Raw genomic sequence first — 19,107 nt, 5'->3', positions numbered from 1 at the left:
GATGGAACTGCTGACCCCCGGCGACCCCGGGTACGACGCCGCCCGCCGGGTGCGCAACGCCCGGGTGGACCGCCGCCCGGCCGCCGTCGCCCGCTGTACCAGCGCCGAGGACGTGATCGCCGCGCTCGCCCACGCCCGCACCCTCGGACGGCCCGTCGCCGTGCGCGGGGGAGGGGCCAACGTCGCCGGCTGGGGCACCTGCGACGACGGCGTGGTGATCGACCTCGGCGGCATGAAGCGGATCGAGGTCGACCCGGTGGCCCGCACCGCCGTCGCCGAACCCGGCCTGACCTGGGGCGAGTTCGACGCCGCCACCCAGCGGCACGGTCTCGCCCTGCCCGGCGCCCGCAACACCGACGTCGGCATCGCCGGCCACACCCTCGGCGGCGGCGTCGGCGACCTCTCCCGCCAGTTCGGGCTGACCAGCGACAACGCACTCTTCTTCGACCTGGTCACCGCCGACGGCCGGCGGGTCAGGGCCGACGCCGAGCAGCACCCCGAGCTGTTCTGGGGGCTGCGCGGCGGCGGGGGCAACTTCGGCGTGGTGGTCCGGTTCGGCTTCCGGCTGCACCCCGTCGGCCAGGTGCTGGCCGGCCCGCTGGTCCACCCGGCGGGGCAGGTCGGGGCGGCGCTGCGCACGGCCCGCGACTGGCTGGCGACCGCCCCCGACCAGGCCTCGCTGATCGCGATCGTGTGGACCGCTCCGCCGCTGCCGTTCATCCCGGAGCACCTCCACTTCGAACGCGGCGCGCTGCTCATCCCCAGCTGGTTCGGCGATCCGGTGCAGGGCGAGGAGGTCCTGGCGCCCCTGCGCGAGGGCCGTCCGCGGCCGGTCGCGGACGGCGTCGCACCGCTGGCCTACGCCGACTACCAGCGGCTGCTGCCGTCACCGCCGGGCTTCGCCGACCAGCATGTCTACAACCGGGGCGAACTGCTCAGCGAGCTCTCCGACCGGACGATCGACTCCCTGCTCGCCCAGTGGGCGGCGGCCGGCCCCAACTTCTCGCTGGTCCTCGGCGCCCTCGGCGGTGCGATCGGCCGGGCCCCGGCCGGGCCGACCGCCTTCACCCACCGGCGGGCGCAGTGGTTCGCCGAGGTCTGCGCCCAGTGGTACGGGGCCGCGGACAACCCGGTGCACATCGGGCCGGCCGTCCGTGCCTGGCGCTCGCTCCAGCCGGTGAGCTGCGGCCCGTACCCCAACCTGCTGCCCGACCCCGAACCCGAGTGGGTGCACGCCGCCTACGGCGCCGAGACCCACGACCGGCTGGCGCACCTCAAACAGACCTGGGATCCGGAGAACCTGTTCCGGTTCAACGCCAACATCCCGCCGCGACGCGACCCGAGAGAAGGCCGAGACGCATGACCCCCGCCGAACTGATCGCCGAGCTGCGACGCGCCGGAGCGACCCTGTGGGAGGAGGACGGACAGCTGCGCTACCGCGCCCCGAAGGGCGTCCTCACCCCGTCGCGGGCGGCGGCGCTGAAGGCCGCCAAGTCCGCCGTCGTCGAGCAGCTGCGGGCCGAGAGCACGCCGACCGCGGTCGTACCGGACCTCTCGGCCGCCCACGAGCCGTTCCCGCTCACCGACGTCCAGGCCGCCTACCTGCTGGGGCGCGGCGGTGCCTTCGGCCACGGCGGCGTCGCCTGCCACGTCTACCTGGAGGTGAACTACCCCGACCTCGACCCGCGGCGGGCGGAGGCCGCGTGGAACCGGCTGGTGGCCCGGCACGACATGCTGCGGGCGGTCGTCGAGGCCGACGGCTACCAGCGCGTCCTGCCCCGCGTCCCGCACCTGGCCGTCCCGGCGGCCGACCGCGGCGAGCACGAACTCGACGCGGTGCGCGAGGAGATGGGCCACCGGCTGTACGAGACCACCCGGTGGCCGCTGTTCGACGTCCAGGTCAGCCGCTGTCCCGACCGCGCGGTGCTGCACCTGTCCATGGACTTCCTGATCGCGGACTGGGCGAGCATCTGGCTGCTGCTGGCCGAGTTCGAGGCCCTGCACGCCGACCCCGAGTGCGAACTGCCGCCGCTGGAGCTGCGGTTCCGCGACTACCTGCTCGCCGAGCGACGGCTGCGCGAGAGCCCCGCCCACCAGCGCGACCGCGACTACTGGTGGGACCGGATCGACGAGCTCCCCGCCGCGCCCGAACTGCCCCTCGCCGACGGCCCGTCCCAGCCGTGCTTCCGGCGCCGCTTCCTCAAGCTGGACCGCCCCGCCTGGGAAGGGCTCGCGGAGCGCGCCCGCGACCGCGGCCTCACCCCGTCCGCGGCCGTGCTCGCCGCCTACGCCGCCGTCCTGGAGCGCTGGAGCCGCAGCCCCCGCTTCTCGCTCAACCTCACCGTGCTCAACCGCCTCCCGCTGCACCCCGAAGTCGGCCGGATCGTCGGGGACTTCACCTCCGTCAGCCCGCTCGCCGTGGACTGGAGCGCCGGCGGGCCGTTCACCGCAGGGGCCAGGGCGCTCGCCGAACGGCTCTTCGACGACCTGGACCACCGGCTCTGCTCCGGCGTCGAGGTGCTCCGCGAACTCGCCCGCCGGCGCGGGCGCGAGGCGGCCCTGCTGCCGATCGTCTTCACCAGCGCGATCGGCCTCGGCGAGGACGGTGACGGCCACCGCGCCACCGGACGCCTCGACGGCAACGGCATCACCCAGACCCCGCAGGTGTTCATCGACTGCCAGGCGATGGACGACGCGGAGGGCCTCCAGGTCAACTGGGACGTCCGCGAGGGCGTCTTCCCCGACGGCCTGGTCGACGACATGTTCGCCGCCTTCGAGGCGCTGCTGCGCGGCCTCGCCGACGGCGACGCCGCCTGGGACGCCGAGCAGTCCGTCCCGCTGCCCGCCCGGCAGGCCGAGGAACGCCGCCGGGCCAACGACACCGCCACCGCCCTGCCCGACACCCTGCTCCACCAGCCCGTCCTCGCCCAGGCCGCCCGCACCCCGGACCGGCCGGCGGTGTACGGCCCGCACGGGGTCGTCCGGTACGGCGAACTCGCCGGCCGGGCCGCCGCCGTCGCCGACGCCCTGCGCGCGGCCGGCTGTGCACCCGGGGAGCGGGTCGCGATCGTCATGGACAAGGGCGTCGAGCAGGTCGCCGCCGTGCTCGGCACGCTGCTCGCGGGCGCCGTCTACCTGCCGGTCGACACCGTCCAGCCGCCGCTGCGCCGGGCCGCGATCCTGGCCGACGCCGGGGTGCGCCAGGTGCTCACCCAGTCCTGGGTCGCCGTCGACGCGCCGGAGGGCACCGCCGTCATCGCCGTCGACGCACTGCCGGCCGCGGTCCCGGCGCCCTCCTCCACCGGCGGTGACCCGGACGCGCCCGCCTACGTGATCTACACCTCCGGCTCCACCGGCCGCCCCAAGGGCGTGGTGATCAGCCACCGGGCCGCGGGCAACACCGTCGCCGACGTCAACCGCCGCTTCGCCGTCACCGCCGACGACCGGGTGCTCGGACTGGCCAACCTCGGCTTCGACCTCTCCGTCTACGACATCCTCGGGCCGCTCTCCGTGGGCGGGGCCCTGGTCCTGCCCGACCCCGGACGCGGCGCCGATCCCTCGCACTGGGCCGCCCTGATCGCCGAACACGGCGTCACCGTCTGGAACTCCGTCCCCGCGCTGATGCAGATGCTCGCCGCCTACCTGGCCACCGAGCCGGCCCTCGCGCTCCCCACGCTGCGACTGGCCCTGCTCTCCGGCGACTGGATCCCGGTCACCCTGCCGGACGAGATCACCGCGCGCCTGCCCGGGCTGGACGTGATCAGCCTCGGCGGCGCCACCGAGGCGGCCATCTGGTCGATCCACCACCGGTACACCGGACGCGAACCGGGCCGGCGCAGCATCCCGTACGGACGGCCGTTGGCCAACCAGGGCTTCCGGGTGCTCGACGGCGCGCTGCGGGACCGCCCGGTCTGGGCGGCGGGCGAGCTGTACATCACCGGCGCCGGCCTGGCCGAGGGCTACCTCGGCGACCCGGAGACGACCGCCCACCGGTTCGTCACCCTCCCGGACGGCCGACGGGGCTACCGCACCGGCGACTTCGGCCGCTACCTGCCGGGCGGCGAGATCGAGTTCCTCGGCCGCGAGGACACCCAGGTCAAGATCCGCGGTCACCGGATCGAGCTCGGCGAGATCGAGGCCGCGCTCCTGGAGCACCCGGCGGTGGCGGCGGCGGGTGCCGTCGTCGACGGGACGGGCGAGGAGCGCGGGCTGCTCGCCGTGGTGGAGACGGCGCGCCGCTCGCGGCCCGCGACCGGGCCGCTCCCCGAGGTGGAGCCCGCGGTCGAGGGCCTGACCCGGGCCCAGGCCGAGCGCTGCGCCGAACAGCTCGACGCGGCCGTGCTCGCGTCCATGGCGCTGGCCCTCGCCGAGCTGGAGCGCACGGGCGAGACCCCGGCGCCCCAGCACGCGTGGCTGGCGGACCGCTGGCGGGAGGTGCTGCGCCAGGCCGGAACCGGCGAGGTCACCGAGGCCGAGGCCGCCGAGCGGTGGGAGCGGCTCGAAGCCGACTGGCCCGGGGCACTGGGCTCGCCGGAGTTCATCGCCTACCTCCGCCGCAACGCCGAGTGCCTGCCCGCCCTGCTCACCGGCGCCCAGGACCCGGTCCAACTCCTCTTCCCCGAAGGGAGGTTCGACACCGCCGACGCCCTCTACCGCGAGCACGGCATGGCGCGCTACCTCAACCGGGCCGTCGCCTCGCTGTTCCGGCGGATCGCGGAGCAGCAGCCGGCCGGCCGCCCGCTGCGCGTCCTCGAAGCGGGCGCGGGAACCGGCGGCACCACCGAGGGCGTCCTGCGGGCACTGACGGGCTTCGAGGCCGAGTACCTGTTCACCGACGTCTCGCCGTTCTTCCTGCCCGAGGCCCGCAACCGCTTCGGCGGCCACCCGTGGGTGCGCTTCGGCACCTTCGACGTCGACGCGGACCACCGGGCCCAGGGGCTGGCCCCGAACTCCTTCGACGTGGTGCTCGCCGCCGGCGTTCTGGAGAACGCCCGGGACACCGCGGCGTCGCTCGACCGGCTCGCCGAACTCGTCGCCCCGGGCGGCTGGTTGGTGCTGACCGAGCCGACGATGGAACACCCCTGGATCCTCGCCTCGCAGGCGTTCATGATGACCGCCCCGGAGGACGCCGTCCGTACCTCGGGCCCGTCCTACCTCGACCGCGACCAGTGGCTGGACCTGCTGGCGAAGAGCGCCGGTGCGGAGGGGATCCTCTGTCTGCCCGGGGACGACCACGTGCTCGCCCCGCAGGGCATCCACCTCTTCGCCGCCCGGCTCAAGACGGACCGCGAGCAGGTCACCGAGGCCGAACTGCTGCGGCACCTGGCGGAGCGGCTGCCCGCGCACATGCTCCCCACCCACGTCCAGGTCGTCGACGCGCTCCCGCTCACCGGCAACGGCAAGGTCGACCGGTCCACGGTACGGACCTGGCGGCCGGTCACGGCCGGGGGAGCCCGGACGTCCGGCGCCGAACAGCCCGCCGACCCCTTCGAGGCCGCGCTCGCCGAGCTGTGGGCCACGGCCCTGGCCGTCGGCCGGGTCGGGCGCACCGAGCGCTTCTACGACCTCGGCGCCGACTCGCTGATCATGGCCCGGATGGCCGGGCGGCTCCGCGAGGAGCTGCCCGAGGCCGCCGACGTCCCGTTCGACACCCTGCTGCGGCAACTGCTCAACCAGCCGACCGTCGCCGAACTCGCCGCCTTCCTGCGCTCCCGCGCCGGGCAGGCGTCCGGCGGCGGAGCGGAGGGTGGACCGGCCGGCCGGGCCGCCGACCGCGGCAACGCCGTCCTGGTGCCGTTCAGCACCGGCGGCGACGGGCCGGTACGGGTGCTGTTCCACGCCGGGCTCGGCACCATGGACTGCTTCCGGCCGCTTGCGAAGGAGCTGGTGGCCCAGGACCTCGGTCCGGTGCTCGGGATCGTGATCGCCGACACCGAGGTGTACTGCGGGCTCGACCCGTCCGAGGTCGTCGAGCGGCTTGCCGACGACTACGCCGACCGGCTGCTGGCCGAGGGGCACACCCGCTTCCAGCTCGTCGGGTACTGCCTCGGCGGCCTGTTCGCCACCGAGGTCGGCCGGCGCCTGGCCGAACGCGGCGCGCAGGTCGAGGACCTGGTCCTGGTGAGCAGCCACCCGGTGGTCGTCGACGTCGAGGACGACCTGATGATCGAGATCCTGTTCGTCCCCAACCTGCACATCAGCCTCCCGCAGACCGGCTTCGGCGAGATCGACCCGGCCGCCGTGCTGCGCGCCTTCGGCCGGGTGCTGGAACAGAACGGCGGCCGGGTGCCGCTGGGTTCGCTCGGCACGGTCGGCGGCGACGACGAACTCGACCGGGCCGGCGCCTACTTCCGCCGCCTGGCCGGGCACACCCGGGAGCAGCGCTTCGCCAGCTACGCCGCCGCCGTCACCGAGGCGACCGGCCAGGAGATGCCGGTCGAGATGGTCGGCGCGATGTTCCGGGTGTTCCGGCAGAGCTTCCTGTCCGCGCGGTTCACGCCGCCGCCCTACGCCGGGGACATCCGCTTCCTGCGCCCGCGCGGGGAGTCCGGCTTCGCGCCCGGCATGGACGACACCACGCTCGCCTTCTGGCGGGACGTCTGCCTCGGCGAGCTGCCGGTCACCGACATCGAGGGCAACCACTTCAGCTGCATCGAGGAGCACAACGCGCCGCGCGTCGCCGAGCTCATCGCCGCACCGATCACCACCGCGAAGGGCGGCACGTCGTGACCGGACAGCAGATCGAGGCCGGGCACCGGATCGAGGCCGGGCACGAGGCCGAGGCCGGCTACGAGTTCAAGGCCGGGCACGAGTTCGAGGCCGGGCACGAGGCCGAGGCCGGGCACGAGTTCGAGCGCAGGCACTACCGGGAGACCCTGATCGGCGGCAGCTTCGACCCGCTGGCGGTCGTCTCCCGGCTGGTCCGCTCCGGCCTGCTCACCGAGTACGTGGTGTACGAGCGCGGGCAGCACTGGTATGTCGCCGGCGATCCGCTGGGCGAGGTCCGCGTCGACGCGGGCGAGGTCCGCAGCACCTTCGGGCCGGCCGTCCGCTGGTCCGGCACCCCGTGGTCCGCCGTGCGGGCCGCGCTCGACCGGGTGCCGGTCGCCGACTGGCACGCCTACGGCTGGGCCCGGTTCGAACTGGCCAGCGCCGACGCCAGGGCCGCCGGCGAACGGCTGGCCCACCTGATGGTCCCCCGGCTGGAACTCCGCCTCGGCGCCGACGGGATCCTGGTCCGTGCCCTGGACGAGGACGCCTCCGCCGCCGTCCGCGAGCTGCTCGCCGAGCCGGCCGACGACCCGCGACCGCAGCCGGTGCCGGTCGACGCCCGGGTCGACGGCGGCTCCTACCGGGCGGCCGTCGCGCACGCCGTCGCCGAGATCGGCCGGCAGCGGCTGCAGAAGGTCATCCTCTCCCGCCCGGTGCCCGTCCCGTACCCGGTCGACCTCTGTGCCACCTACGTCCTCGGCCGCCGCCACAACGACCCGGCCCGCTCCTTCCTGCTCGACCTCGGCGGCTGGCAGGCGGCGGGCTTCAGCCCGGAGACCGTCCTGGAGGTGGACGCCGCGGGGGCGGCGTCCACCCAGCCGCTGGCCGGCACCAGGGCGCTGACCGGCGACCGGGAGCACGACGACGCCCTGCGCGCCGAGCTGCTGGCCGATCCCAAGGAGGTGTTCGAACACGCCACCTCGGTCAAGCTCGCCGTCGAGGAGCTGACCGCGGTCGGCCGGCCGGACAGCACCGCGGTCAGCGAGTTCCTCGCGGTCAGACCGCGCGGCAGCGTCCAGCACCTGGCCTCCCGGGTCGCCACCACCCTGGCCGACGGCCGTACGGCCTGGGACGCCCTCGGCGCGGTGTTCCCGCCCGTGACCGCCTCCGGGATCCCGAAGTCCGCCGCGTACCGGCTGATCGAGGAGCTGGAGGACGAACCGCGGGGCCTCTACGCGGGAACCGTCCTGATGGCCGGCAGCGACGGCTCGCTGGACGCGGCCCTGGTGCTGCGCGCGGTGTACCAGCGGGACGGGCGGGCCTGGCTACGGGCGGGCGCCGGGGTCGTGGGGGCGTCCCGCCCGGCCCGGGAGTACGAGGAGACCTGCGAGAAGCTCGCCGCCGTGGCGCCCTACGTCGTCCCGGCCGACCGCTGACGACGGCCGACGATCCGACCGTTCCGACCCGAACGCTGCCCCCCGACCGTTCCGGCCCGAACGCTCCACCCCGACCGTTCCGACCCGAACGCTCCACCCAGAAAGGCTGACATGCTGGACGGATTCACCGGCTGGCCCGAGGAGTTCGAGGCCCGTTACCGCGAACGCGGGTACCGGCGCGGGCGCACCCTCGGCTCGCTGCTCCGCGACCGGGCGCTCGAACGGCCCACCCACACCGCGGTCGTGGACGGCGACCGCCGCTGGACCTACCGCGAACTCGACGACCGCGCCGACCGCCTGGCCGCGGGCCTGCGCCGGCTCGGCACCGCCCCGCGGGACCGGGTGCTGGTGCACCTGCCGAACACGGCCGAGTTCCTCGCCCTGTCCTTCGCCCTCTTCCGCCTCGGCGCGATCCCCGTCTACGCGCTCCCCGCCCACCGGGAGACCGAGCTCGTCCACCTCGCCCGGCTTTCCGGGGCCGTCGCCTACGTCGCCCCGGACACCCACCTGGGCTTCGACCACCGCCCCCTCGCCCGCACCCTGCGGGAGCAGGCACCGGACCTGCGCCACGTCCTGATCCTGGGGGACGCGGCGGAGTTCACCGCCCTCGCGGAGGTCGACGCCGAACCGGAGCCGCTTCCGGCGCCCGACCCCGGCGACGTCGCCCTGCTCCTGCTGTCCGGCGGTACCACCGGCGTGCCCAAGCTGATCCCGCGCACCCACGACGACTACGTCTACAACCTGACCGCCGTCGCCGAGCTGAGCGGCTTCGACGCCGACACCCGCTACCTCGCCGCCCTGCCCGTCGCCCACAACTTCCCGCTCGCCTGCCCCGGCGTCCTCGGCACCCTCCACGTCGGTGGCACGGTCGTGCTGAGCCCCACCCCCAGCCCCGAGGACGCCTTCCGGCTGATCGAACGCGAACGCGTCACCGCCACCGCGCTCGTCCCGCCGCTGGTCCTGCTCTGGCTGGAGGCGCTCGACTGGAGCGGGGCCGACCTGGCGAGCCTGCGCCTGCTCCAGGTCGGCGGCGCCCGCCTGGCGCCCGACACGGCCGCCCGGATCGCCCCGGCCCTCGGCTGCCGCCTCCAGCAGGTGTACGGCATGGCCGAGGGGCTGCTCAACCTCACCCGGGCCGAGGACCCGGAGGACCTCGTCCTGCGCACCCAGGGCCGCCCGCTCGCCCCCGACGACGAACTGCGGATCGTCGACGCCGACGACCGCGAGGTGGCCCCCGGCGAACCCGGCGAGCTCCACGTCCGCGGCCCGTACACCTTCCGCGGCTACTACCGCGCCGACGACCACAACCGGACGGCCTTCACCGGCGACGGCTACTACCGCACCGGCGACCTCGTCCGCCGCCTCCCCAGCGGGCACCTGGTCGTGGAGGGCCGGATCAAGGATGTCATCAACCGCGGCGGCGACAAGGTCCCCGTCGAGGAGGTCGAGAACCACCTGGCCGGACACCCCGCCGTGCTGGACGTCGCCGTCGTCGGCGTCCCGGACGAGGCCCTCGGCGAACGCAGCTGCGCCTGCGTCATCGCCCGGGGCACCCCGCCCACCCGCGCGGAGCTCACCGCCCACCTCACCGCGATCGGCCTCGCCGCCTTCAAACTCCCCGACCGGGTCGAGGTGTTGGAGGCCTTCCCGCGCACCGCCCTCGGCAAGGTGGACAAGCGGGCCCTGGCCGCGCTGGTCGGCGGAGGTCTCCGATGAAGCCGGGCGGCCTGCGCGCCGTCCTCGACCTCACCGCCCTCGCCCCGGCCGTCCGCAAGCGGCTCGGCGGGGCCGCCCTGCTCGGCGTGGCCGGCGGGCTCGGCTCCGTCGCCGGGTACCTCGGGGTGGCCTTCGCGGTGGGGGACCTGCTCGCCGGGCACGGCGGCCGCGCCGTCACCGGCTGGACGGTAGCCGCACTCGCGGCCCTGGTCCTGGGCTTCGCCGCCAGGTGGCTCGCCGAACACACCGCCCACGAGGCGAGCTACGCACTCGAAGTGGTACTGCGCGGACGGCTCGCCGACGCCCTCGCCCGGATGCCGCTCGGCGAGGTGCAGCGGCTCGGGTCCGGACGGATCAAGAAGATCGTGCTGGACGACGTCAAGTCGCTGCACAACGTCGTCGCCGACGCCCTGCCGTTCCTCGGCTCGGGCGTCGCCCAGCCGCTCGCCGCCCTGGTCGCCCTCGGCGCGGTGCAGTGGCGGATCCTGCTCGCCGTGCTCCTCGTCCTGCCGGTCGCGGCGGTCTGCCTGGCCCTGCTCTCCCGCGACTACGCCGACCAGCGGGAGCGCTACAACCGGGCCAACGAGAACGTCAACGCGGCCGTCGTCGAGTTCGTCCAGGGCATGCCGGTGGTGCGGACCTTCGACGACGGACAGGCCTCCTTCCGGCGGTTCGCCGCCGCGGTGGGGGAGTTCACCGAAGCCGTGGCCGAGTGGCTGGCCACCTCCCGGGCCTCCGGAGTGCTCACCAAGCTGTTCATCGTCCCGCTGCCGACGCTCCTGCTCGTCGCCGCCTCCGCCGTCCCGATGCGCGCCCTCGGCTGGATCTCGGACACCGATCTCCTGGTCGGCCTGCTGATCGGCGCCATGCCCATCGAAGCCGTCGCACCCCTGATGAACCTGGCCAACCACATCAACGACTCCAAGGCCGGGGCGGTACGGATCGCCGAGCTGCTCGCCGCCCCCGTCCTGCCCGAACCCGCCCACCCCCGCGAGCCCGCCGACGCCACCGTCTCCCTGCGCGACGTCCGCTTCGGCTACACACCCGACCGACCGGCCCTGGACGGCATCGACCTCGACATCCCGGCCGGCACCGTCTGCGCCCTGGTCGGCCCCTCGGGCTCCGGGAAGTCCACCATCGCCCGGCTCATCCCGCGCTTCCACGACGTCGACTCCGGCTCCGTCCGGGTCGGCGGCGTCGACGTCCGCGAGATCGGCTCCGCGGCCCTGCTGCGGCACGTCGCCCTGGTCTTCCAGGAACCCTTCCTGGTCACCGGCACCGTCGCCGAGAACATCCGGCTCGCCCGCCCCGACGCGACGGACGCCGAGGTCCAGGCCGCCGCCGAGGCGGCCGCGGCCCACACGTTCATCACCACCGAACTGCCCGACGGCTACCGGACCGAGGTCGGCGAGCGCGGCGCCCGCCTGTCCGGCGGCGAGCGCCAGCGCATCACCATCGCCCGCGCGATCCTCTCCCAGGCCCCGATCGTCATCCTCGACGAGGCCACCGCCTTCGCCGACCCCGAGAGCGAGGCCGCGATCCAGCAGGCCGTCGCCCGACTCACGGCCGGGCGGACCGTCCTGATCATCGCCCACCGCCTCAACACCGTCACCGACGCCGACCAGATCGCCGTCCTGGACGGCGGCCGGATCGTCGAACGCGGCCGGCACGCCGAGCTCGTCGCCGCCGGCGGGCGCTACGCCGCGCTCTGGGCCCGGCACGAGGAAGCCACCCGCTGGGGCCTGACCACCACCGGAGGCCCGCAGCAGACGCCGGGCGCCACCGCCGACCTGGAGACGACACGATGAGGCGGATCCTGCGCCTGATGCTCACCGCCGCGGGCCCCTACGCGCCGCAGTTCCGCCGCACCCTGCGGATCTCCCTCGCGGCCTCGCTGGTCCAGGCCGCCGCGTACGCGACCCTGGTCCCGCTGCTCGCCGAACTCACCCGGGACCCGGTCCGCACCGACCGGGCCTGGCTGTGGGTCGGCCTGCTGGCCGGCCTGGTCACCGTCGAAGCCGTGCTGCGGATCCGCGAGACGGCCTTCACCTACGACCACTGGCACCTCGTCACCCAGGCCACCCGGCTGCGCCTGGGCGCGACCCTGCGCGCCATGCCGCAACAGGAACTCGCCCGCCGGGCCGCCGGCGACCTCGGCTCGGTGGTCGGCGGCAACGCCACCGCCGCCGCCGGAGCGATCTCCTCGCTCTCCACCCTCTTCATCCAACTCGTCGCCGTACCAGCCGTGTTGGGCGTGGTGGTACTCGTCCTCGACTGGAGGCTCGGGCTCGTCCTGGTGGCCGCCACCCTCGCCGCCCTCCCGCTGGTCCGCCAGGTGCAGCGGCGCGCCAACTCCGGCTTCCACCACGTGGACGAGGCCGACGCCGACCTCGCCGCCCGGATCGTCGAGTACGTCCAGGGGCTGCCCGTCCTCAAGGCCACCGGCCAGGCCGGAGCCGACTCCCCGCGCCTGCGGACCGTGCTCGCCGACCAGCACCACGCCCAGAGCGCCGCAAACCGCTCCGCCGCCCTCCCGGTCGCGGGCGCCCAACTCATCGTCCAGCTCGCCCTCGTGGCCCTGGTCGCGCTCGGCGCCGCGCTCGCCCTGGACCTGCGGCTCTCCCCGGCCACGGTCGCCGCCGTCGTGGTCACCGCCGCCCGCTTCGCCGAACCGCTCGGTCTCGCCGCCGTCATGACCAAGCTCTTCGAACAGGCCGAAGCGGCCCTCCACCGCGTCGACGAGCTGCTCGCCGTCCGCCCGCTGCCCGTCACCCCCGGCGGCCCAGGGCCCACCGGCCACCACATCACCTTCGAGGACGTCACCTTCGGCTACGAAGGCCAGCGCGAACCCACCCTCGAACAGGTCTCGTTCACCGTCCCCGAGGGCAGCCTCACCGCCCTCGTCGGCCCCTCCGGCTCCGGCAAGACCACCGTCACCAAACTCATCGCCCGCTACGCCGACCCGCAGCACGGCACCGTACGCCTCGGCGGCGCCGACCTGCGCAGCCTCGACCCGGACGACCTGCTGCGCCACCTCGCCGTCGTCTTCCAGGACGTCTACCTCTTCGACGACACCATCCGTGCCAACATCGCCCTCGCCCGTCCGGACGCCACCGACGCCGACATCACCACGGCCGCCCGCGCCGCCAACGCCCACGAGTTCATCTCCCGCCTCCCGGACGGCTACGACACCCGGGTCGGCGAGATCGGCTCGGCCCTCTCCGGCGGGGAACGCCAGCGCATCTCCATCGCCCGCGCCATCCTCAAGGACGCTCCCGTCGTCCTGCTCGACGAGCCGACCGCCGCCCTCGACACCGAGTCCGAGGCCGTGGTCCAGCAGGCCGTCGCCCGACTCGTGGCCGGCCGGACCGTCGTGGTGATCGCCCACCGGCTGTCCACCATCGCCGGCGCGGACCAGATCCTCGTCCTGGACGGCGGCCGGATCGCCCAACGCGGCACCCACGCAGCCCTGTTGGCCGAACCAGACGGCCGCTACGCCCGGATGTGGCACGCCCAGCTGGCGGCCCGCGAATGGCACCTCGGCCCGTCGGCGCCCCTGGACGGGCTGCGTCCCTTGCGGGATCCGGGCACCGTCGATGAGGGATGAGTGCGGGCGGACGGTATTTGGGAGCCCGTTGACGGGCATCCGCTCGACGTTCCGCCTGCTACGCGGTGTGCTCGCGAATGATCTCGCCGATCTGTTGGGGAAGTCCCGGAGAGAACAGTGTGTGCCCCATGCCGGAAATCGGCTGGAATCGGGAATGGGGGATTTCCTCGGCGAGGGCACGGCCGTGCGGTAGCGGGCGCAGCGGATCCTCCGCGCCGTGCACGACCAGCGTCGGGGCCTTGATCGAGGACAGCGGTGCGAGGCGGTCCTCGGTCATGTGGCGTCCTGCCAGATCGTGGTTGAGGGCCGCGCTGTGGTTGGCGGTCCGGTCGAAGGAGGCTTCCACGAAGCGGCGAGCGGCAGGCTCGTCGAAGGGAAGGACGTCACCGTTGAGCACTCGCCACGTCTCCAGGTTCGCTGTGACGTACTGGTCGCGAGTCCCCTGCGGGAGCGCGGCGCGTTGCGCGAGGTGCGCCAGGAAGCGTGCTGTGGGCGGCGGTAGGTCGCTGGGGTCGGGTGCCTGGCCGGCCATGGCGCGTGCCCAGGCCGGGCCCGCGCTGTGGCCCATCGGGCCGGTCATCATCGCCGTCAGAGTCAGTACGCGCTCAGGGCGGTGCACGGCCAGCCACTGGCCGATCGCACCGCCCAGGGACGCCCCGACGATGTGCGCGGCGGCCACTCCGTGGCCGTCGAGCACGGCCGTCGCATCGGCGGCCAGGTCTGCCAGCGTGTAGGGGTGGGTGGCGAAGTCCACGCAGGCGGACCGGCCGGTGTCCCGGTGGTCGTAGCGGATGACCTGGCGACCGCCGGCTGCCAGCACGTCCACCAACTCGTCCGGCCATCCGATGCCCGGTGTGGCGGTCCCCATCACCAGCAGGACCGCCGGGTCGTTCGGGTTGCCGAGCCGTTCGGTCCACAGCTGCAATTCGCCGGATTCGCCAGATTCGACAATTAATTCAGTACTCGCCGTCATGGGCGCCAACATAGCGAACAAGGCACCAATTTTCCACATCCCCAGCGGATATGACTTTCCATCGCTATTCTGGTAAAATACTGAATAGTTCGCGGGACTCCGGCAATCGACCGATGCCTCCCGCTGTCACTTCCTGATTGCGGTCGCAGTCGCGCCGAAGGTGAGCGCGCCCGTCAGTAGCGCGAATGCGAGGGTGGCGGCCGCCCACTGTCCGATGGAGTCGACCTGGTCGCCGAGCCCGAGCAGCTGCCAGGCGGTGTCCCGCAGTGCCAGGGCGACCGGCAGCGTCAACGCGCCTGTGGTGGTCGCGATCCGGGCGGCCCGGCTCGTTGTCGACGCGGGAGGAGACGCGGCGAACCGCAGGACGCTGTTGCAGATCATCACAAAGGCGAAGGTGCCGCCCGCGAAGACCGCGGTCTCCACGGTGAAGAGCAGTGCCCCGGGCCAGCCCTCGCCGGAAGCCATTCCCGTGGCGACCAGCAGGCCGGCGGCGACGGCGGCTGCGGCGGCGAGCAGGGTGAACCGGAGGCGCACGAAGTCGAGCACCTTGGCGCGGCCGATCAGCGCGGCGAGCGCGCGCCAGGTGCGGGAGCGGGGGTCGGCGAGGAGAGTCGCGAGGGGTGCGAGGTCGTCCAGCCAGTCCCCGCCCGTGTCCTCGGCCCCGCGCACCGGCTTCGGTAGCCGTCGGATCGCCCGGCGGTGCAGCAGCAGGTTCCCGGCCGTCACCCCGGTGAGCGGCAGCAGTGAGGCGATCAGCCAGGGGGTGCCGCCGTCCCAGGACGCGCGGTCCGCCCGCGCGGCCACCGCCGCCCAGTCGGTGGCGAGCGTGGCGGCGACGAGCAGCGTGCAGACCAGCCCGGCCCGAAGTGTCTGCTCGATCCGGTAGCGCGGCACTGGTCGGCCGCGGCGGCACAGCAGCGCCCTTGCTCCGCCGAGCGCACCGAGCAGGGGGACGAAGAACATGGTGAAGGTCACCACCGCGTCGTATGGATCGCCCTGCCAGGGACTGCCCGCCCGCACCGGGCGAACCTGCGTCGTCAGGTAGGCGAACAGCGTGAAGGCGGCGGCGCCGGCGGCGGACGTCCACAGCGCCGCGGCCGCGGCGGGCCGAGCCGGGTGTCCGACGTCCAGCTGATCGATCGTCACATCATGTCGCATGGCGGCGATAGTACACATCGCGTACTACGTAGCACGTACTTCGTGGCACGTAGTATGGTGCTCCGTCAGATCGAAAGGAGCGACATGCAAGCCAACGATGCCCAGACGCTGGTGCTCTGCGCGCTGGCCGACGGGCCGCTGCACGGATACGCCATCAACACGGCGATCGAGGAGCTGACCGGGGAGCGGCTGGGCCCCGGCAGCCTGTACGGGGCGCTGGCCAGGCTGGAGTCGAAGCGGCTGATCGAGCCGCTCGACGGGCAGGGCCGCCAGCGTCCCGTGCGACTGACGTCCCTCGGCCGCGAGGTCCTGGAACGCGAACTGCGCGCCATGGCCCGGGTCGCGAACGCGGGACTGCGGCGCCTGGGGGTGAACCCGGCGTGAGCGAGCGCAGCGAGCGAACAGAGGAGTGGGCATGAGCGTCGTCACCCGCAGCCTGGTCAGGCTCTACCCGAACGCCTTCCGCGAGCGCTGGGGCTCGATGGTGGAGGACGAGGCCCGGGGCGCGGGCTGGAAGTCCTGGCCCAACCTGATCGCGGGCATCGTGGACATGTGGCTGCACCCGGCCCACTGGCCCGCCGACGCCCCGGCCCAGCGCCAGCGACGGGTGGCCACCATGGGCATCACGGTCGCCCTCGCCGCCTGGTTCCTGAGCCACCTGGCCGCCGAACAGGCCGGCCCGCTGCCCGCCGACGCCGTCCGGGAGCAGGTCACACACGGCTGCACCACCCTGTTGCTGCTCGGCGTGGCCCTCGTCGCACCCCGGCCCCGGCCCACGCTGCGCGCCACGGTCACCTTGCTCGGCTGGGCGCTCCGTCGCCTCGCCGTACCGACGCTCCTCGGCACCACGGTGGTGGTCCTGGTGCACGGCGGCGTCGACGCGGACGCCTCACCGCCCACCCTGCGCACCGCCGTACTCGCGGCCTGGTGGATCTCCCTCGGCCTCGGCGCGATCCAGATCCCCCGCATCTTCACCGGCGTCGGTGCGGATGCCGTCGTGCCCCCCGGCACCGACCGCCTCCGGGCCGGTGTGTGGACCCTCGCCGGCGCCAGTGCCACCGGCGGCGCGACCATCCTCGGACTCTCGCTCACCGGTGCCGGATTCCACCCGCTCGGTGTCGGCATCGGCGTGGGTCTGCTGCTGCTGACGGCGGTCTGCGCGGGCACCCTGCGCGACCTGCGCGACCTGCCGTCGGCCGGGTGAGCCACGCGACACCCGCCTGCCCAGGGCCCGCCCGAACCGGCGGGCCGCTCCCATCCCGACTTGGACGGTGCCCATGCCCGACCTGCTCCGCTCGCTCTACACCCGCCGCCTGCGCCGCGAGGTGATGGCGGGTCCACTGCCCCGGCATGTCGGGCTGATCATGGACGGCAACCGCCGCTGGGCCCGGCAGATGGGCATGGCCAACCCGAGCCTCGGCCACAAGGTGGGCGCCGAGCACGTCGAGGAGGTGCTCTCGTGGTGCGAGGCCCTGGGGATCAAGCACATCACCGTCTTCGTCTGCTCGACCGAGAACCTCCAGCGCCGCGGTGACACCGAAGTCGCCTACCTGATGCGGCTGATCGAGCAGGTGGTCGTCGATCGCCTCACCCGCCCGGACGCCCGCTGGCAGGTCCACCTCGCCGGAATGACCGACGCCCTGCCCGACAGCACCGCCCGCGCCCTCAAGGAGGCCGTCGAGGCCACCCGTACCTGCACCACCGGCGCTCACGTCACCCTGGCCATCGGCTACGGCGGCCGCCAGGAGGTCGTCGACGCCGTGCGTGACCTGATGTACGCGCGAGCCGAAGCGGGCGTGTCACTGACCGAGGCCGCGGACGCCCTGACCGTCGACGACATCGCCCCGCACCTGTACACCGCCGGCCAACCCGACCCCGACCTGGTCATCCGTACCAGCGGCGAACAACGGCTGTCGAACTTCCTGCTCTGGCAGAGCGCCTACTCGGAGCTGTACTTCTGCGAGGCCTACTGGCCCGCGTTCCGCGAGGTCGACTTCCTGCGCGCCGTACGCAGCTTCGCCGCCAGGCAACGGCGCTACGGCGGCTGAGCCCCGGCCTCGTAGGTTCTCCTGCCCGGTCCCGGCCAGCTGGCAGGACCGCCTCGGGGCTTCCCGGCCAGTGGGCGCCCGTGCCCGGCGCGCCGCCGTCCGGCGAGCCGATCGGGCGTCGACGCGCCACGATGGGCCGGTAGGAAGGCGCGGCTCCACCGCATCCGAGCGGGCCGGGCCGCCGTACCCCGGCGACGAGACGAGGTCCTCCGCCATGCCCGTGCACCGACTCGGTCTGGTCGTCCACCAGGGCCGCGAGGCCGCCCGGGAGGCCGCGCGTGCCGTGCACGCCTGGTGCGCGGCACACGGCGTCCGCTGCACCGAGATCGACGTCTGGACGCCGGAGCACCGGCGCCGCTCCGGCCGTGAGGAGGCCCGCGCGGCCGGTGACCCGGACCTGGTGGTCACCCTGGGCGGGGACGGGACCTTCCTGCGCGGGGCCCGGATCGCGGTGAAGACCGGGGCCAGCGTGCTCGGCGTCGACCTGGGCAGCGTCGGCTTCCTCACCGAGGTGCCGGTCCGCGACCTCGCCGCCGCCCGAGGGCGTGTCTTGTGGATCAGGCCAGGCCCGCGACGCCAGGGCACGCACCTCGCCGCGTTGTCGTCGGTCGCCGATGCTCCGCATGGACTCCCTCCTCCGCCTTGCGATGCACGCACCCTGACGCCGCGGTCTGGTCCGACCTGATCCACAAGACACGCCCTGGACGCCGTCCACGCCGGGAACGCCCCGGTGGAGGAGCGGATGACGCTGACCATGCGGGCCTCCAGGCCGCCGGGGGTGCCCGCCGAGATGGAGGCCTTCCTCTGCTACGGGCGGGGCCCCGCGCCCCTGCCACCCCCGTCGGTGCGGCCCGGCGACGGCGCGGGGGACGGCTGGGGCCTGGCCCTGGACGTCAACGCGCTCAACGACGTGGTGGTGGAGAAGCTCGCCCGGGACCACCAGGTCAGCGCCGGGGTCTACATCTCGGGCCGGCTACTGGCCGCATACTCGGCCGACGCGTTCGTGGTCGCCACGCCCACCGGCTCGACCGCCTACAGCTTCGCGGCCGGCGGCCCGGTGCTCTCCCCGCACATGGACGCGGTCGTGTTCACCCCGATCGCCGCCCACATGACCTTCAACCGCACCGTGGTCGCGGCCCCCGACGAGCCGGTCGCGCTGCGCGTCCTGCCGCACTCCGGCCGGGCGGCGGTCAGCATCGACGGCCAGCTGCGCGGCGTCCTCGACCCGGGGGACTGGATCGGCGTCTACCGCGCCCCGCAGCGGGTGCGGCTGATCCGCCTCCGGCCCACCGACTTCTACGGCCGGCTGCGGGAGCGGTTCCGGCTCACCGACGCGCCCGCCACCGCGACGGACGGGGAGTCCGCCCCGTTCTTCCGCCCGGGCTCCGACTCCGGCGCTGCCGTACCGCCGGACCTGGCCGGCCTGCGGCTGACCCCGCCCACGGCGGCCCGCTGACC

Annotated in this window: 11 protein-coding genes and 1 pseudogene; 10 read left to right on the top strand and 2 right to left on the bottom strand. The window is 74.2% G+C overall.

All coding sequences use genetic code 11. The features are described 5' to 3' along the window. Nucleotide 1: 1 nt before the first annotated feature. From ACIQWA_RS00255 to ACIQWA_RS00230, 6 genes are all read left to right on the top strand, one after another. On the top strand, nt 2-1,363 hold the full coding sequence (locus tag ACIQWA_RS00255) for an FAD-binding oxidoreductase (RefSeq protein ID WP_402476163.1): 1,362 nt from the start codon (nt 2-4) through the stop codon (nt 1,361-1,363). After that, a complete protein-coding gene (locus ACIQWA_RS00250; RefSeq protein WP_402476160.1) occupies nt 1,360-6,729 on the top strand; it encodes an amino acid adenylation domain-containing protein in 5,370 nt (1,789 codons plus the stop codon). The genes ACIQWA_RS00255 and ACIQWA_RS00250 overlap by 4 nt, the downstream gene beginning before the upstream one ends. Next, the gene (locus ACIQWA_RS00245) at nt 6,726-8,147 is read left to right on the top strand and encodes a salicylate synthase (protein ID WP_402476158.1); all 1,422 of its coding nucleotides are present in this window, start codon (nt 6,726-6,728) and stop codon (nt 8,145-8,147) included. The genes ACIQWA_RS00250 and ACIQWA_RS00245 overlap by 4 nt, the downstream gene beginning before the upstream one ends. A 111-nt stretch (nt 8,148-8,258) precedes the next feature. Continuing rightward, on the top strand, nt 8,259-9,863 hold the full coding sequence (locus ACIQWA_RS00240; RefSeq protein ID WP_402476155.1) for a (2,3-dihydroxybenzoyl)adenylate synthase: 1,605 nt from the start codon (nt 8,259-8,261) through the stop codon (nt 9,861-9,863). Next, on the top strand, nt 9,860-11,671 hold the full coding sequence (locus ACIQWA_RS00235) for an ABC transporter ATP-binding protein (RefSeq protein WP_402476153.1): 1,812 nt from the start codon (nt 9,860-9,862) through the stop codon (nt 11,669-11,671). Before ACIQWA_RS00240 ends, ACIQWA_RS00235 begins: the two co-directional genes overlap by 4 nt. Beyond that, nucleotides 11,668-13,470, top strand: a complete 1,803-nt coding sequence (locus ACIQWA_RS00230; protein WP_402476150.1) for an ABC transporter ATP-binding protein — start codon at nt 11,668-11,670, stop codon at nt 13,468-13,470. Before ACIQWA_RS00235 ends, ACIQWA_RS00230 begins: the two co-directional genes overlap by 4 nt. A gap of 58 nt (nt 13,471-13,528) precedes the next feature. Here the strand turns inward: ACIQWA_RS00230 and ACIQWA_RS00225 are convergent, their stop codons facing one another. After that, nucleotides 13,529-14,443, bottom strand: coding sequence for an alpha/beta fold hydrolase (locus ACIQWA_RS00225; protein ID WP_402476147.1), 915 nt, complete (start codon nt 14,441-14,443; stop codon nt 13,529-13,531). A 126-nt stretch (nt 14,444-14,569) separates the two neighbouring features. After that, on the bottom strand, nt 14,570-15,601 hold the full coding sequence (locus tag ACIQWA_RS00220) for a hypothetical protein (RefSeq protein WP_402476144.1): 1,032 nt from the start codon (nt 15,599-15,601) through the stop codon (nt 14,570-14,572). A gap of 84 nt (nt 15,602-15,685) precedes the next feature. Between ACIQWA_RS00220 and ACIQWA_RS00215 the strand changes: the two genes are divergently transcribed. The 4 genes and pseudogenes from ACIQWA_RS00215 to ACIQWA_RS00200 all read left to right on the top strand — a co-directional run bounded on the left by ACIQWA_RS00215 (nt 15,686) and on the right by ACIQWA_RS00200 (nt 19,105). Continuing rightward, entirely contained in the window at nt 15,686-15,985 is a 300-nt protein-coding gene (locus ACIQWA_RS00215; RefSeq protein ID WP_402476142.1) for a PadR family transcriptional regulator, read from the top strand. A 31-nt stretch (nt 15,986-16,016) separates the two neighbouring features. Continuing rightward, complete coding sequence (locus tag ACIQWA_RS00210) at nt 16,017-16,805, top strand: hypothetical protein (protein ID WP_402476139.1); 789 nt, start codon at nt 16,017-16,019, stop codon at nt 16,803-16,805. A 67-nt stretch (nt 16,806-16,872) separates the two neighbouring features. Continuing rightward, on the top strand, nt 16,873-17,649 hold the full coding sequence (gene uppS, locus ACIQWA_RS00205; RefSeq protein WP_360232833.1) for a polyprenyl diphosphate synthase: 777 nt from the start codon (nt 16,873-16,875) through the stop codon (nt 17,647-17,649). Between the two features lie 214 nt (nt 17,650-17,863). Next, nucleotides 17,864-19,105 (top strand): annotated as a pseudogene (locus ACIQWA_RS00200) (NAD(+)/NADH kinase). Nucleotides 19,106-19,107 lie beyond the last annotated feature (2 nt).

Source organism: Kitasatospora sp. NPDC098652, from assembly GCF_044760155.1.
In the GTDB taxonomy this organism is placed as follows: Bacteria; Actinomycetota; Actinomycetes; order Streptomycetales; family Streptomycetaceae; genus Kitasatospora.
Note: the sequence above shows the minus strand (reverse complement) of the source record. Positions and strands in the feature narration are given on the sequence as shown.